This is a genomic window from Pseudomonas sp. 9.2(2024) (assembly GCF_039695385.1).
Classification (GTDB): domain Bacteria; phylum Pseudomonadota; class Gammaproteobacteria; order Pseudomonadales; family Pseudomonadaceae; genus Aquipseudomonas; species Aquipseudomonas paraglycinae.
Window position 1 is genome coordinate 2,839,158 of the sequence record NZ_CP155585.1, and the last position, 13,836, is coordinate 2,852,993.

The 13,836-nt window shown below is 63.3% G+C and carries 11 protein-coding genes; 6 read left to right on the forward strand and 5 right to left on the reverse strand.

The genetic code is table 11. The features are described 5' to 3' along the window. Window positions 1-115: 115 nt before the first annotated feature. Complete coding sequence (locus tag ABFB52_RS12735; RefSeq protein ID WP_129973850.1) at window positions 116-2,998, forward strand: winged helix-turn-helix domain-containing protein; 2,883 nt, start codon at window positions 116-118, stop codon at window positions 2,996-2,998. Here the strand turns inward: ABFB52_RS12735 and ABFB52_RS12740 are convergent. From ABFB52_RS12740 to ABFB52_RS12750, 3 genes are all read right to left on the reverse strand, one after another. After that, window positions 2,985-3,599: a response regulator gene (locus ABFB52_RS12740; protein ID WP_129973851.1), complete on the reverse strand. Its 615-nt coding sequence runs from the start codon at window positions 3,597-3,599 to the stop codon at window positions 2,985-2,987. The genes ABFB52_RS12735 and ABFB52_RS12740 overlap by 14 nt on opposite strands. Before the next feature lie 78 nt (window positions 3,600-3,677). Continuing rightward, complete coding sequence (locus ABFB52_RS12745) at window positions 3,678-4,049, reverse strand: response regulator (protein WP_102686655.1); 372 nt, start codon at window positions 4,047-4,049, stop codon at window positions 3,678-3,680. Then, on the reverse strand, window positions 4,049-6,010 hold the full coding sequence (locus ABFB52_RS12750) for a PAS domain-containing sensor histidine kinase (RefSeq protein ID WP_256656684.1): 1,962 nt from the start codon (window positions 6,008-6,010) through the stop codon (window positions 4,049-4,051). The genes ABFB52_RS12745 and ABFB52_RS12750 overlap by 1 nt, the downstream gene beginning before the upstream one ends. A 338-nt stretch (window positions 6,011-6,348) precedes the next feature. On the opposite strand from ABFB52_RS12750, the gene ABFB52_RS12755 reads away from it, so the two are divergent. After that, a complete protein-coding gene (locus ABFB52_RS12755; protein ID WP_178082634.1) occupies window positions 6,349-7,314 on the forward strand; it encodes a quinone oxidoreductase in 966 nt (321 codons plus the stop codon). Here the strand turns inward: ABFB52_RS12755 and ABFB52_RS12760 are convergent. Next, a complete protein-coding gene (locus tag ABFB52_RS12760; protein ID WP_129973854.1) occupies window positions 7,301-8,530 on the reverse strand; it encodes an MFS transporter in 1,230 nt (409 codons plus the stop codon). The two genes, ABFB52_RS12755 and ABFB52_RS12760, sit on opposite strands and share 14 nt — an antisense overlap. A gap of 216 nt (window positions 8,531-8,746) precedes the next feature. Here ABFB52_RS12760 and ABFB52_RS12765 point away from each other — a divergent pair, with 216 nt between their 5' ends. The 4 genes from ABFB52_RS12765 to ABFB52_RS12780 all read left to right on the forward strand — a co-directional run bounded on the left by ABFB52_RS12765 (window position 8,747) and on the right by ABFB52_RS12780 (window position 12,531). Further along, the gene (locus ABFB52_RS12765) at window positions 8,747-10,081 is read left to right on the forward strand and encodes an epoxide hydrolase family protein (RefSeq protein ID WP_129973855.1); all 1,335 of its coding nucleotides are present in this window, start codon (window positions 8,747-8,749) and stop codon (window positions 10,079-10,081) included. A gap of 71 nt (window positions 10,082-10,152) precedes the next feature. Beyond that, entirely contained in the window at window positions 10,153-11,196 is a 1,044-nt protein-coding gene (locus ABFB52_RS12770) for an alpha/beta hydrolase (protein ID WP_129973856.1), read from the forward strand. 24 nt (window positions 11,197-11,220) lie between these two features. Further along, complete coding sequence (locus tag ABFB52_RS12775; protein WP_129973857.1) at window positions 11,221-11,730, forward strand: cytochrome P460 family protein; 510 nt, start codon at window positions 11,221-11,223, stop codon at window positions 11,728-11,730. A gap of 24 nt (window positions 11,731-11,754) precedes the next feature. Continuing rightward, the gene (locus tag ABFB52_RS12780) at window positions 11,755-12,531 is read left to right on the forward strand and encodes an alpha/beta hydrolase (protein ID WP_129973858.1); all 777 of its coding nucleotides are present in this window, start codon (window positions 11,755-11,757) and stop codon (window positions 12,529-12,531) included. Window positions 12,532-12,577: 46 nt separating this feature from the next. On the opposite strand, the gene ABFB52_RS12785 is transcribed toward ABFB52_RS12780, so the two are convergent. Further along, window positions 12,578-13,792 carry an MFS transporter gene (locus ABFB52_RS12785; protein ID WP_129973859.1) on the reverse strand — a complete coding sequence of 405 codons (1,215 nt, stop codon included), beginning with the start codon at window positions 13,790-13,792 and terminating at the stop codon, window positions 12,578-12,580. Window positions 13,793-13,836: the final 44 nt, after the last annotated feature.

Below are 13,836 nucleotides of genomic sequence, written 5' to 3' on the forward strand. Positions count from 1 at the left end.
CACTCAGCCGGTCCCGTGCTTGAACGGTGGTGCAAAACTCCTATGATGCAAAGGGCCTGCGCCGGCTGTCTGTAACCGGCGCCGCCCCCTACGTTTTTTAGAGAGATCGATCCTCGTGGAGTCTTTTCCGGGCGCATTGCACGAATCCCTCACGACCCAATTCATTTTCGGTCCTTTCTGTGTCGTTCCAGGCAAACGACTGCTGACCCGCAACGGGGTGGCGGTCGAGATCGGCGGGCGGGCGCTGGATCTGTTGATCGCCTTGCTCGAGCAACCGGGACGCGTGCTGTCCAAGTACGACCTGATCGACAAGGTGTGGCCCGACAGCGTGGTGGCCGAAGGCAGCCTGCGCTTTCATATGACCGGGCTGCGGCGGATTCTCGGCGATGGCGAGGAACAGGCGCGGTATATCGCGACCCAGGTGGGCGTGGGCTATGCCTTCGTCGCGCCGCTGGAAAGAAAACAGACCGCTGTTCAACCGGCGCCCATCGCGCCCCGAGCCACTGATGGCGTTTGCAGTCTGCCGCCACGGGCAAAATTGATCGGCCGCGAGACCGATCTGCAACTGGTCATCGACCACATGCAGCAACCGAGGCTGTTCACCATCGTCGGCCCCGGCGGCGTCGGCAAGACCAGCCTGGCCATCGAAGTGGCGCACCGCATCGCCGCCCAGGGCTATGAACGCGTCAGCTTCGTCGATCTGGCGCAAGTGGAAGACTGCGCGCTAGTGCCGTCGGCACTGGCCCGATCGTTGGACATCCCGGTGCAGGCGGAAGACCCGATGTTCGTCCTGCTCGCGCATTTGCGTGAGCAGCGGCTGATGCTGGTGATCGACAACTGCGAACACCTGATCGACGCGGTGTCGACCCTCCTGGAACAGATCAGCGATACCGCGCCGGATGTCGGGGTTCTGGCGACCAGTCGCGAACCGCTGCGGGTACGTGGCGAATACGTGCACTGGCTCAATCCGCTGGAATTTCCCCGTGAGCCGCAACACCTTTGCGTTGAAGAATTGCTGGCATTCCCGGCCATCAAGCTGTTTGTCGAACGCGCATCGTCGAGCAATGCCGCGCTGTTGCTGGAAGCGGACGGAGGGCAAATGATTGCGGACATTTGCCAGCGGCTGGAGGGCATGGCGCTGCCGATCGAACTGGCGGCGATGCGGGTCGCCAGCCACGGATTGAAGGCCACCCACGCGCTGCTCGGCGAGCGCTTCTCCCTGGGCTGGTCGGGGCGCAGGACCGCCGTTCCCCGCCATCAGACCCTGCGCGCCATGCTCGATTGGAGTTATGACCTGCTGTCGCCGCAAGAGCGCCTGGCGCTGGAGCGGTTTTCGGTCTTCGTCGGGCCGTTCTCCCAGGAAGCTGCCGCTCAGGTGGTTGCCGAATCGCAACACGAAAGCGCCACGGCGGCCGCGATCCTCGATGATCTGGTGTGCAAGGGACTGGTCACAGTCGATCACAGCGACTCGACGGATTCGTATCGCTTGCTGGAGATGACGCGCGCCTACGCCCGGGAGAAATTGACGGCGCGGGGAGAGGCCGAGGTCAATGCGCTGGCGTTCCGGCACGCGGCGTTTTATATGGATCTGCTCGGCCATCTGGGGACTGCGCCCGACGAAATTTTCCGTCATTCGGCGCGTCTGGCCAGCCAGTTGGGCAACGTTCGCGGTGCGCTGGAATGGAGCTTCGGCCCCCACGGTGATCCGGGTCTGGCGTTGCCGCTGGCGGCCGCGAGCGCGCCGTTGTTTCTGCATTTTTCATTGCTGGTCGAGTGCCGAACCTGGTGTTCCCGGGCAGTGGAACTGCTGGAACTGGGGTACTATGGCACGCCCACCGAAATGGAACTGCAAGCCGCGCTCGGTCTGGTGCTGATGTTCACCCGGGGCAACAGTGAGGCCGCCGAAAAAGCCTTGCTCCGGGCGCAGGACATTGCAGTCGCGTTGAACGACTACGGCTCACAGCTGAGGCTGCTGGGCCGCTTGCAGATCTTCTACGAGCGCATCGGTGATTTCCCTTCGTCGCTGGCCTGGGCCGAGCAGGCAGCCGTGGTCGGCAACATCCTCAACGAGCCCGCCGCCATCGCGATTGCTTCATCGCTGACCGGCATCTCCCATCATCTGCTGGGCAACCAGCGTCTGGCCCGTCAGGAACTGGAAAGCTCGCTGCGCAACAGCTTGCCGTCCCATCCCAGCAACACGATCTACTACGGCTTCGATCACCGCAATCGCACGGGGCTGGCGCTGGCGCGTTCACTCTGGCTGCAGGGCTATCCCGATCAGGCCCGGCGTTGGGTCGAGCAGATAGAGGCTGAAGCGTCGGCACTGCAGCATCCGGTCACCTACTGCATCGCCATGGTCTGGATCTTGTGCATCTATATCTGGACCGGTGATCTGGCGAAGGCAACTGCGAGCCTCGAGCGGTTCAGCGCCATCGCCGAAACCAACGCACTCGGCCCCTACATTGCCGCCTGCCACGGGTTGCGCGCGGCGATCGCCATCCGCGCCGAGGAGCCGGGGGATGCAGTTGCCATGCTGGAGGAAAGTCTGGCGCGCTTGCGTGGCATGCGTTACGAACTGCTCACGACCTCATTCGAAATCGCACTGGCCGAAGGCCTGATGCTGGTGGGCCAACACCCAAAGGCACTGACCCTGGTTGACGGCACCATCGCTCACTGCCGGCGAAGCGGTGATGCCTTTGCACTGCCAGAGTTGCTGCGAATCAAGGCCGGTATTCTCAAGGTCATCCACACCGACGATGTTCAGGCCATGCTGGCCGTTCTTGAGGGTTCCATTGCGCTGAGCCGCGAGCAGGGCGCCTGGGCGTGGGAGTTGCGGTCTTCGATGGATCTGGCCCGGTTCTGGCTTGAACAGGGGCAACCGGATCAGGCCCGGACGTTGCTCGGTGCCTGCCGCGAGCGGGCTTCGGAAGGCTTCGACAGCCTTGATCTGCGCCGGCTGGAAAGCTTCTGGCAGAGCCTGCCGGTCACGCCGGCGTAATCAGGGCGGCCATTTTCACCAGGTCCGCCAGCGAACGGGCCTTCATCTTGCGCATCACCTTGCCGCGATGGGCCTTGACGGTGATTTCGCTGATGTTGAGGTCGGCGGCAATCAGTTTGTTGAGCCGCCCGCTGACCACTGAAGCCATGATCTCTTGCTCGCGCGGCGTCAGGGTCTTGTAGGCCTCGAGCAGTGAGCGCAGGTTCTTTTCTCCTTCCAACGCCACACGACTGCTTTGCAGCGCATCGGCCATGGCGGCGAGGATCACCTCGTCATTGAACGGTTTGGTCAGAAACTCCACCGCGCCGGCCTTCAAGGCCCGCACCGTGCGCGGAATATCGCCGTAGCCGGTGATGAAGATGATCGGCATGTTGTGGCGTTCGTCGGCAAGGGCGGTCTGCAGATCCAGGCCGCTCAGGTCGGGCAAGTTGATGTCCAGCACCAGACAACTGGGCACCAGCGTTCGGGGCGCGTCGAGAAAATCCTGGGCGGACTCGAACAGCCGTGGCTGCCATCCGGCGAAGCGGATCATCAGCTCCAGCGACTCGCGCACGGAAATGTCGTCATCGACAACGAATACGACGGGCGTGACATCACTCATCGGTAATGCTCCACGGGAAGGGGCGATTGCGTTGTTCGCGTTCAACATGTCGATTCCTTGTTCTGTTCGGCTTCACGCTCAGTCGAGGGGCAAGGCGGCGCTCAGGGCCTTGAGCAATTGGGCTTCGCTGAAGGGTTTGAACAGGCACTCCACGGCGCCACTGTTCAGCAGCTTCGCCTGTTCGCTGTCGTCGCCGTGCGCGGTGATGAAAATCACCGGAATGCGATAGTCGCGGCGCAGCAGCTCCCGTTGCAGATCCGGGCCCGACATCCCCGGCATGGCCACGTCGAGAATCAGGCAATGGGTCAAGTCCAGATAGGGCGATGCCAGAAACGCCTGCGCCGAGGCGAATGCCTGGACGGCAAAGCCGAATTCCTTGATCAGGTCCGGCAGCGATTCACGAACCGATTCGTCGTCATCGACCACCGATACGAGCAAATGCGTACCCATCAATCATTCTCCACGGTGCGATCGGCGAGGTCGCGGTTATCGGTTTGCGGCAAGTCCGTCGAATTCGGGATGGCAAAGGTAAACGTCGCACCCGGGCCGTCGTTGGCGCTGGCCCACAGCTTCCCGTCGTGGCGCTCGATGATCGAGCGACTGATGGACAGACCGACGCCCATGCCCGAGCTTTTGGTGGTGTAGAACGCGTTGAAGATGCGCTCGATGTCCTGCGGATCGACGCCGTTGCCGCTGTCTTTCACCGCCAGGTAAACGCTCTCGTCCGCCCCAAGCCCGGTGCTGACGATCAATTGTCGGGGCCGACCGTGGATCGCGCTCATGGCCTCGGCGGCATTCATGATCAGGTTGAGGATCACCTGCTGAAGCTGGACCCGGTCGCCCCTGACCAGCGGCAGGGCTTCGGCAAATTGCGGATGCAGCACCACGCCGTTGCGTTGCAGCTCGCCCAATAGCATGGCGATGACTTCCCGTGCCGCGTCATTCAGATTGACGTCTTCAATCGTGATGCTTTTCTTCGAGAACAGCGCCCGCAGACGATTGATTACATCGGCGGCGCGATTACCGTCGCGAATGGTGCGGCGCGCGGTTTCCCTGGCGCCGTCGACATTCGGCGGGTCGGCGCCGAGCATGCGCAGGCAGGTGCTGGCGTTGGTGATGATGCCGGCCAGCGGTTGATTGACCTCGTGGGCAATCGACGCCGTGACCGCGCCAAGGCTGGCGACTCTGGCCAGGTGCGTCAGTTCCGAGCGCGCCTTGCTCAAGACCTCTTCGGCGAGCCGGCGCTGGGTGATGTCCTGCAGGGCGGCGATGTACTCGAAACCGTCCGGCGCATGGGCGATCGAGTGCGCCACCAGCCGCACGTATTTCACCGTGCCGTCGGGCATCAGCAGCCGGTGTTCGTGTTCGAAATCACGCCCCTTGCGGCGCTGGCGCTTGATCATCTCCCGATGGCTGGAGATGTCGTCCGGATGCACGCGGCGATAGATCGCCTCGAAGCCGGGCGGGGTGTCCGGGTCCAGTTCAAGGATGCGGTAGACCTCGTCCGACCAGGTGATCTCGTCGGTGCTCACCCGCCAGGAAAACGTACCGGTAGCGCTCAGGCGTTGGGCCTTGGCCAGAAAGACTTCCGCCCGTTTGCGGTCTTCGATGTCAGTGTTTTCGCCGTACCAGCGCACGATCCGCCCCGTGTCATCGCGCTGGGGCACGGCGCGGATCAGGAACCAGCGGTAAATACCGTCGAAGCGTTTCAGTCGGGCCTCGTATTCACCGTCGCTGCCCGATTGCAGAATCCCTTGCCAATAGACTGCCAGGCCCGGTGCGTCGTCCGGGTGGATGGACGCCGTCCAGCCATGGCCGCAGGCCTGTTCGAGGGACATGCCGGTGTAGTCGCACCAGCGTCGATTGACGAAGCCGACGCTGCCTTCGGGCGAGGCGCTCCAGACAAAACCGGGGACGGCATCGATGATCCCGCGCAAGCGCTCTTCCGATGCGCTGACTTCAGCGAGGGCACTGGCGATCAAGGCCTTGTCCCGCCGGCGCTCGTCGATGTCGACCTGCAGCACGCACCAGCGTGTGATGGTGCCTTCGCTGTCTCTGATCGGCAGGCCGCGCACATGGAACCAGCGATAGACACCGTCGGCGCGTCGGATGCGATGTTCGACTTCATAGGGCGTGCCGGTGTCGACTGAATGCATCCAGGCGGCGATGACCGAGGGCAGGTCGTCCGGGTGCACGGTCTCGCCGGCTTGCCATTTTTTCAGTTCATGAAGCGGGGCGCCGATGTAGTCCATGATTTGCCGGTTGACCTGTTCCAGCTCACCGGAAGGCGTCATGAAGGCGACCATGGCCGGGATGCTGTCGATGATGGCTTCGCCCCCCGGCATGGGCATGATCTCGTCACTGGCGCGGTCTGGACCGTCCTCGATGACGCGCTCCTGCTCGTTCGTCATACCGATTCTCATTGTGTGCAGTCACCGTTGAACAAAGATGCGCCTTCTGCTGGCACTCGCCCATCATACTTTGGTGTCGCCTGTAGCGAATATCGGCTGCCGTCGTACACTGCGACGGGCATCACAGTGGCGCTTTTGTAAGCCACTGTATCTACGGCCCTTCGAGCCATACAAGCATGCAAATGAGCCTGTTCGCGAAACTGCGCGGATACACCACCCGCTCACTCTTGGCCCTGGTTTCAACGTCCTTCGACGTTGAGTGAAAGCAACGTGACGTCCGCGCTCCTGCCTCCCGAAAGGCAGCAGGACCGGTCGTCCCGATGACAGGGCAGAACATTATGAAAGCAGTGGTAATCGAGGCCTTTGGCGGGCCTGAAGTGTTGACGGTGCAGGACATTCAACTGGCAGAACCGGGGCCCGGACAGGTCCTGGTCAAGGTCATGGCAGCGGGCATCAATTTCATGGACACCGGTGCCCGACGCGGGCTCGGCGCTGCCTGGGAGCTACCGCTGACGCTGGGTGCAGAAGGCGCCGGCGTCGTCCTGGCCAGCGGCCCGCAGGTAACGGAGTTCGCTGTCGGTGACCGCGTGGCCTGGCATTACGTGCCGGGCAGCTACGCCAAACAGGTGATCGCCCCGGTCAGCCAGTTGGTGCCGCTGCCGGACGATATCGACTTTGCCACCGCCGCCAGCCTGATGATGCAGGGCCTGACCGCCAGCGATCTGGTGGACAAGGTGCATGCGATCCAGCCGGGTGACGTGGCCTTTGTGCACGCGGCGGCGGGAGGCGTGGGATTGATGCTGACCCAGTTGATCAAACTGCGGGGCGGCAAGGTCATTGGCCGGGTGTCCCATGCCGACAAAGTGGAGGCGGTGCTCGCGGCCGGGGCTGACTATGTAGTGATCGGGCGAGCGCAAAACATTGCCGGACAGGTCATGCGCCTGACCGACGGGCAGCGGGTGAATGTGGTGTACGACGGCACGGGCGCGGAAGGTTTCGCCGACTCGCTGGAGATGCTGGACTACTTCGGCACCCTGGCCTTGTACGGACCGTTCATGAATCCGACACCGCCGATCGATATCTTCAGCATGCCGCGCAGCATCAAGCTGACGTACCCCTCGGTCATGCACTACGTGCGCAACCGCGAAGTGCTGCTGGAAAAGTCCCGGCAACTGTTCGCGTGGGTCAGCACCGGTAAACTGAAAAGCTTTATCGGCCAGCGTTATTCGCTGGACGAAGTGCAGCAGGCTCATCGCGATATCGAGTCGCGCAACACGACGGGCAAGCTGATCATCGTCCCTTGACGCCACGCCAGATCAGCAGGGCCGCCAACACCTGACTACCGGCGAAAAAAGTGAACAGGTGTTGTGCGGTCCATCCGGCATCCAGCAGAAAACCGGCGACCAGCGGCGAAATGATCGCCCCCAGACGCCCCATCCCCAGCACCACGCCGACACCGGTCGTACGAACCGAGGTGCAGAACGCTTGAGGAGCCAGGACATACAGAGCCGCGACCGCACCATTGAGCATCAGCCCCAGCGTGACTGCCACGAGTGTCGCCAGACCGGGGACGCGAGTGGCCGGCAGCATCAATGGCAGCAGGGCGGCGTTGAGCAGCAGAAACCCCGACAACAATCGCCGGCAGCCGAAACGATTGGCCGCCAGTCCCAGCAGCAGGGCACCGAGCATCCCCCCCAACGCCAATAACACTCCGATCCGGGCGCCTTGTTGGTCGGTAAAACCATTGTGGACCAGCAGGCTCGGGGTCCAGCTCATGACGAAGTAAAAGCAGAACATCAACAGAAAGAGTGCCAGTGCCAGCGATGTGGTCTGTTGCCACTGACCGGGCGAAAGCGGTCGGCTGGGGTTGTCAGGCGACGCTGTAGCGATTGGCGTGCGGCGTTCGAGTGCCAGAAATGACGGCGACTCTCGCAGCCAAAAGACGCCGGCAAGCGCGGCTGCCAGCGTGATGCAACCTCCGGCAAGAAAGACATACCGCCAGCCCATCAAATCATTCAGTACATGCGCCAGCACTCCGCCCAGACTCGCGCCCATGGCGAAGGCGAGGGATTGCAATGCGATGGCCAGATTGCGCCGCTGCGGGCTGGCGTGTTCGAACGTCAGCACGTTCGCCCCCACCAGCACCGCCCCCGTGCCGATGCCGGTCAGCAAACGCAGGAACATCAACACGTGATGATCCGGGCTCCAGAACGACAGCAACATGCTCAGGCCGCTAAGCAGTAATCCGGCGAGCAACAACGGCCTGCGCCCGAAGCGGTCGGCCCTGGGCGCGGCCAGCAGCGAGCCGAGCGCCATTCCGACCAGACTTGCGCTCAACAACAGGCCCAGTTGCGCGCCGCTCAACGTCCACTGCGCCGAAACCCGACTGCCGGTGAAGGCCATGGCCATGACGTCGAGTCCGTCGATCACGTTGAACAGCATGCACAACCCGATCACCCACCACTGCGAGGTGGACGATGGCGTGCCGCTCAGGCGTTCGAGCGCTGTTTCCCCACGCATCCGCAATCCTTGTTCCGCTCTGTGATTCAAATGGGTCTTTTCCCCGCCGCATTCTGCCCGTTAACCGCTGCTGAATTCGAGCGCGATTTTGTGCGCCAGGCCTGCGCGTCATACCAAGGTATCGACCGACACCATCGTGTAATCGCCCCGGTGCCAGCGCAGTGGTCTGATCCGATTGGCGATGCCTTTCGAATAATGACTACAAGGAGATCCATCATGGTTGCGCTTTCGTCCGGTCTTACCTGGCGCCATTGCCTGGCGTCATCCATCAGGGGCGGCGTGCTCGGCCTCGCCGTACTCGTTGGCAGCAGTGGCGCCTGGGCCGCGGATCCGTCGCAAGCCATTCGCCCGTACACCATCCATGTTGACGAAGCGAAGTTGAGCGACCTGCGCAAACGCATCGCCGACACTCGCTGGCCGGACAAGGAAACGGTCGGCGACGTGTCCCAGGGAGTGCAACTGGCGCAGGTCCAGGCGTTGGTGAAGTATTGGGGCGACGGCTATGACTGGCGCAAGGCCGAAGCGAAGCTCAATGCCTTGCCGGAGTTCGTGACCACCATCGACGGCGTCGACATCCAGTTCATCCATGTGCGCTCGCGCAATCCCAATGCGATGCCGCTGATCCTCACCCACGGCTGGCCGGGTTCGCAGTTCGAATTCCTCAAGACCATCGGCCCGCTGACCGACCCCGTGGCCTATGGCGGCAAAGTCGAGGACTCGTTCGACGTGGTGATCCCGTCGATTCCCGGCCATGGTTTCTCCGGCAAGCCGACCGAGCTCGGCTGGGGCCCTGACCGGGTGGCGAAGGCCTGGGATGTGCTGATGAAACGTCTGGGCTACAGCCATTACGTGTCCCAGGGTGGCGATCATGGTTCTGTGATTTCCGATGCACTGGGTCGCCTGGCGCCGCCCGGTTTGCTGGGCATTCACCTGAACATGCCGGCCACCGTGCCGCCGGAACTGGTCAAGCCGATCAACAGCGGCGACCCGGCACCGGCAGGGCTGACTGCACCGGAGGTGACTGCCTTCAATTCGCTCAGCCAGTTCTTCGGTCGTAACGCCGCTTACGGCGCAATGATGGTGACCCGGCCGCAGACCATCGGTTATCTGCTGGCCGACTCGCCCGCCGGCACGGCCGCGTGGATGTACGAAAAATTCGCCGCGTGGACCGACAGCGACGGTCAGCCCGAGAAAGTCCTGAGCCGCGATGAAATGCTCGACGACATCAGCCTGTACTGGCTGACCGACAGCGGGGCGTCGTCCTCCCGTTTCTACTGGGAGAACAACAACAATAACTTCAGCGCCGCCGCGCAGAAGACCGCCGACATCAAGGTGCCGGTGGCGATCACCGTGTTCCCGCACGAAATCTACCGCGCGCCGAAAGTCTGGTCGCAGCGCGCCTATCCGTCGCTGGCCTACTTCAGCGAAGTCAGCAAGGGCGGTCACTTCGCGGCATGGGAGCAACCGCAACTGTTCAGCGAAGAACTGCGCGAAGCCTTCCGTCCACTGCGCGCGGCGGCGCAGAAAACCGCTGCTCAGGCAGCGCGCTAGCCCTTCAATCCGCAAGCCCTTCAATCCAAAGCCCGGAACCGCCGCCCGGCGGTTCACGAGGGAGACCCGGCATGACTGACTCTAACGCTGTAACCCCATCCCGGCGCGTGCTCGCCGTTTCGATCCTGGCGCTTGCGCTGGGCATCGCTTCGGCATACGCCAGCGCCGCTGAAGTGCCCGCCGGCAAGATCGACGCCATTACCGCCGGCACCAACGTTTCCTTCGGCGCGCTGAAACACGTCAAGGCTGGATTGCTGGACGTGTCCTACGCCGAAGTCGGTCCCGCCGACGGTCCGGTGGTCATCCTGCTGCACGGCTGGCCCTACGACATTCACAGCTACACCGACGTGGCGCCGGCACTGGCGCATAAAGGCTATCGGGTGCTGATCCCGTACGCGCGCGGCTATGGCGACACGCGTTTCCTGTCCGCCAAAACCGTGCGCAACGGCCAGCCGGCGGCGCTGGCCAAAGATCTGATCGACTTCATGGACGCCCTGAAGATCAAGCAGGCCGTGCTTGGCGGCTATGACTGGGGCGCGCGTACTGCCGACATCGTTGCAGCGCTCTGGCCCGAGCGGGTGAAAGCGCTGGTGGCGGTGAGCGGTTACCTGATCGGCAGCCAGGAAGCGGGCAAGACGCCGCTGCCGCCGGCGGCGGAGTTGCAGTGGTGGTATCAGTTCTACTTTGCGACCGAGCGTGGCCGTCTGGGCTACGAAAAGAACACCCATGACTTCGCCAAACTGATCTGGCAGCTGGCCTCGCCGAAGTGGACCTTCGACGACGCGACTTACGAGCGCAGCGCCGCGGCGTTGCAGAACCCGGATCACGTCGCCGTGTCGATCTTCAACTACCGCTGGCGCCTGGGGCTGATCAAAGGGGAAGCGCAATACGATCCGCTGGAGAAAAAACTCGCGGCATTTCCCTCGATCGGCGTGCCGACCATCACCCTCGAAGGCGACGCCAATGGCGCGCCGCACCCACCGGCCGAGGCCTACGCCAAACGCTTCACCGGCAAGTACGAACACCGGCTGATCAGCGGCGGCATCGGCCACAACCTGCCGCAGGAAGCGCCGCAGGCGTTCGCTCAGGCGGTGATCGATGCCGATCATCTCTGATCGCTGGCCGAAGAGGATCCGACGATGAAACTCAACCATTGGGCCGTGTTGCCAGCGGCCATTGCGCTCGCGGCACTGGCGGCCACCGGCGTCGCTTTGGGTCAGGCCGATGACGGCGAAGCGTCGCCGATCTACGGCGTGAAGCTGCCGAAAAACTATCGCCAGTGGGCGCTGATTGCCCCGGCCCAGGAAGCCGCGCCGCTGGATGAACTGCGCGCGGTGCTGGGCAATGACCGGGCCCTCAAGGCTTACCAGAGCGCATCGCTGCCGTTTCCCGACGGCACGGTGCTGGTGAAGCTGGCGTGGAAACACGTGCAGTCGCCGGAGTTCGAGCCGGCCTCGATTCCGGGGGCGGCCACCACCGTTCAGGTGATGGTCAAGGACTCGCGCAAATACGCCTCGACCGGTGGCTGGGGATTCGGCCGGTTCATCGATGGCAAACCCGCCGATGAAGCCCAGCACCAGACCTGCTTTGCCTGCCATCAGGCGCGGGTGCAGAACCACGATTTTGTCTTCACTCGATACGCTCCCTGAATCCGTCATACGAGGAACATCCAGATGAAAAAAACACTGATTGCACTGAGCATCGCTGCGGGCCTGTGCCTGGGCGCCAATGCCTTCGCCCAAACCGCCAAACCCACGGTGGTGCTGGTGCACGGCGCATTTGCCGACGCGTCGAGCTGGAACGGCGTGGCGAAAATTCTCGAGAAGGATGGCTACACGGTGATCGCCGCCGCCAATCCGCTGCGCGGCGTCAAGAGCGATGGCGCAGCGGTATCGGCATTGCTGAGCAGCATCCAGTCGCCGGTGGTGCTGGTCGGTCACTCCTATGGCGGCAACGTCATCAGTGATGCGGCCAACGATCATGCCAATGTCAAAGCGCTGGTCTACGTCAGCGCGTTTGCCCCCGAGTCCGGTGAAACCGTCGCCGGGCTGGCCGGCAAGTTTCCCGGCAGCACCCTCGGGCCAACGCTGGCGCCACCCGTTGCGCTGGCCGACGGCGGCAAGGACTTGTACATCCAGCAGAGCAAGTTCCACGATCAATTCGCCGCCGACGTCCCGGCTGCACAAGCGGCGCTGATGGCGGCTACTCAACGTCCGGTCACCGAAGCGGCGCTGAACGAGCAGGCCGGAACGCCGGCCTGGAAGCACATTCCGTCGTGGTACATCTACGGCGACAAGGACAAGAACATCCCGCCCCAGGCGATGGCGTTCATGGCCAAGCGTGCGGATGCCAAGGCGGTCGAGGTGGTAAAGGGTGGCTCTCACGTAGTGATGGTGTCGAACCCGGCACCCGTGGCCCGGCTGATTGAAAAAGCCGCGGCGGCCAACTGAAAGTCTGCGACGTGCCGAGGCGCGTCGCAGGGCTGTCACCCCCGGCTCAGGCAACGGACACCTGCGGCGATCCAGCCGGTGCCAGTCTGAGCAGGGGTGTGATGCCGAGCATCAACAGCAGTACCGCGAACAGCAAGGTGTACGCCGGGCCATAGTGTCCGGCGTATTCGCGCAGGGCACCGAACAACAGCGGCCCGAGCGCGGCGATCAGGTAACCGATGAACAACATGAACACCGTCCACAATCCGGCCTGTTCGCTGGTGCGGGCGTGATCCAGCGGCAAGGTCATGGCCACGGTGAAACCCATGCCCAGCCCGATGGCCGCGAGCACCACGTAGAGCATCGGCCAGTACGCCGGCAGGAACGCCATGCCGCCCACCCCGAGCAGGGCCAGCAACGCCGACAGCCCAAGCAAACCGCGCCGGTCGTGGGCCTTGCCCGGAATCAGGCCCGCACCCACGCTGGCCACGGCGAACACCGCGGTAAAAATGCCCAGCAGGACGCCCGGGGAAACACTCGACGTGGCCGCTTCCACCGACGCTGGCGCCATCCAGGCGAAGAGGGCGTAGACCACGAATTGCCCGGCACCGAAATTCAACGCGATCAGCCACGCCTGCGGATTGCCCCAAGGCAAGCGTTTGCTCGCGCTCGACGGCAATTTCACGCCGGGCGCCGGTGTCGCAAAACGGCGTGCCATCCACACCCAGCCGGCGATGGCGGTGAGGCACAGCACGCTCCAGACTCCGGCGCTGACTCGCCAGTCCTGCGCCAGCTCGGCAATCGGCGCGCTGAGCACTGCCGCCAGAGTCGCGCCAAGGCTCAGGCCGCCGGCGTAGATGCCCATGAACAGCGCTGGTCGCTGAGCAAAGTGGGTCTTGATCCAGGCGCCGGTCATCGCGCCGGCAACCGCAATGCCGATGCTGGCGAAGAACGTACTGCCGAGCAGGAAGAATGCATTCGGCGAGATCGCCCGCAATAAGGTGGAGGCACCCAACAACGTCAGGGCGACCACCACACTGCGATCGATCCCGAAGCGCCTGGCCAGGCTCGGAACCACCAGCGCGAACACGCCCATGCAGATGTCGGGAATCGAAGTCAGCAGCGCGGCCTGGGTGTAGCTCAACTGGAAGTGCTGCTGGATCAACAGCAGAATCGGCCCCACCGAAATGATCGGCGGCCGCAGGGCGATGGACAGGATCAGCAGGCCGATCACCGCCGTGACGCTCTGTTGGTGGCCGGAGAGATTGCGGGTGATTGCCATGGGAAAAGCCTCATTGATGAACAATGAGCGCAAGGCTAACAATG

What these genes read in the sequence shown, in the direction of transcription:
- ABFB52_RS12755 (WP_178082634.1), top strand. Translation starts at nt 6,349, where the DNA reads ATGAAAGCAGTGGTAATCGAGGCCTTTGGCGGGCCTGAAGTGTTGACG.
- ABFB52_RS12780 (WP_129973858.1), top strand. Translation starts at nt 11,755, where the DNA reads ATGAAAAAAACACTGATTGCACTGAGCATCGCTGCGGGCCTGTGCCTG.
- ABFB52_RS12775 (WP_129973857.1), top strand. Translation starts at nt 11,221, where the DNA reads ATGAAACTCAACCATTGGGCCGTGTTGCCAGCGGCCATTGCGCTCGCG.
- ABFB52_RS12760 (WP_129973854.1), bottom strand. Translation starts at nt 8,530, where the DNA reads ATGCGTGGGGAAACAGCGCTCGAACGCCTGAGCGGCACGCCATCGTCC.
- ABFB52_RS12750 (WP_256656684.1), bottom strand. Translation starts at nt 6,010, where the DNA reads ATGACGAACGAGCAGGAGCGCGTCATCGAGGACGGTCCAGACCGCGCC.
- ABFB52_RS12785 (WP_129973859.1), bottom strand. Translation starts at nt 13,792, where the DNA reads ATGGCAATCACCCGCAATCTCTCCGGCCACCAACAGAGCGTCACGGCG.
- ABFB52_RS12740 (WP_129973851.1), bottom strand. Translation starts at nt 3,599, where the DNA reads ATGAGTGATGTCACGCCCGTCGTATTCGTTGTCGATGACGACATTTCC.
- ABFB52_RS12770 (WP_129973856.1), top strand. Translation starts at nt 10,153, where the DNA reads ATGACTGACTCTAACGCTGTAACCCCATCCCGGCGCGTGCTCGCCGTT.
- ABFB52_RS12745 (WP_102686655.1), bottom strand. Translation starts at nt 4,049, where the DNA reads ATGGGTACGCATTTGCTCGTATCGGTGGTCGATGACGACGAATCGGTT.
- ABFB52_RS12765 (WP_129973855.1), top strand. Translation starts at nt 8,747, where the DNA reads ATGGTTGCGCTTTCGTCCGGTCTTACCTGGCGCCATTGCCTGGCGTCA.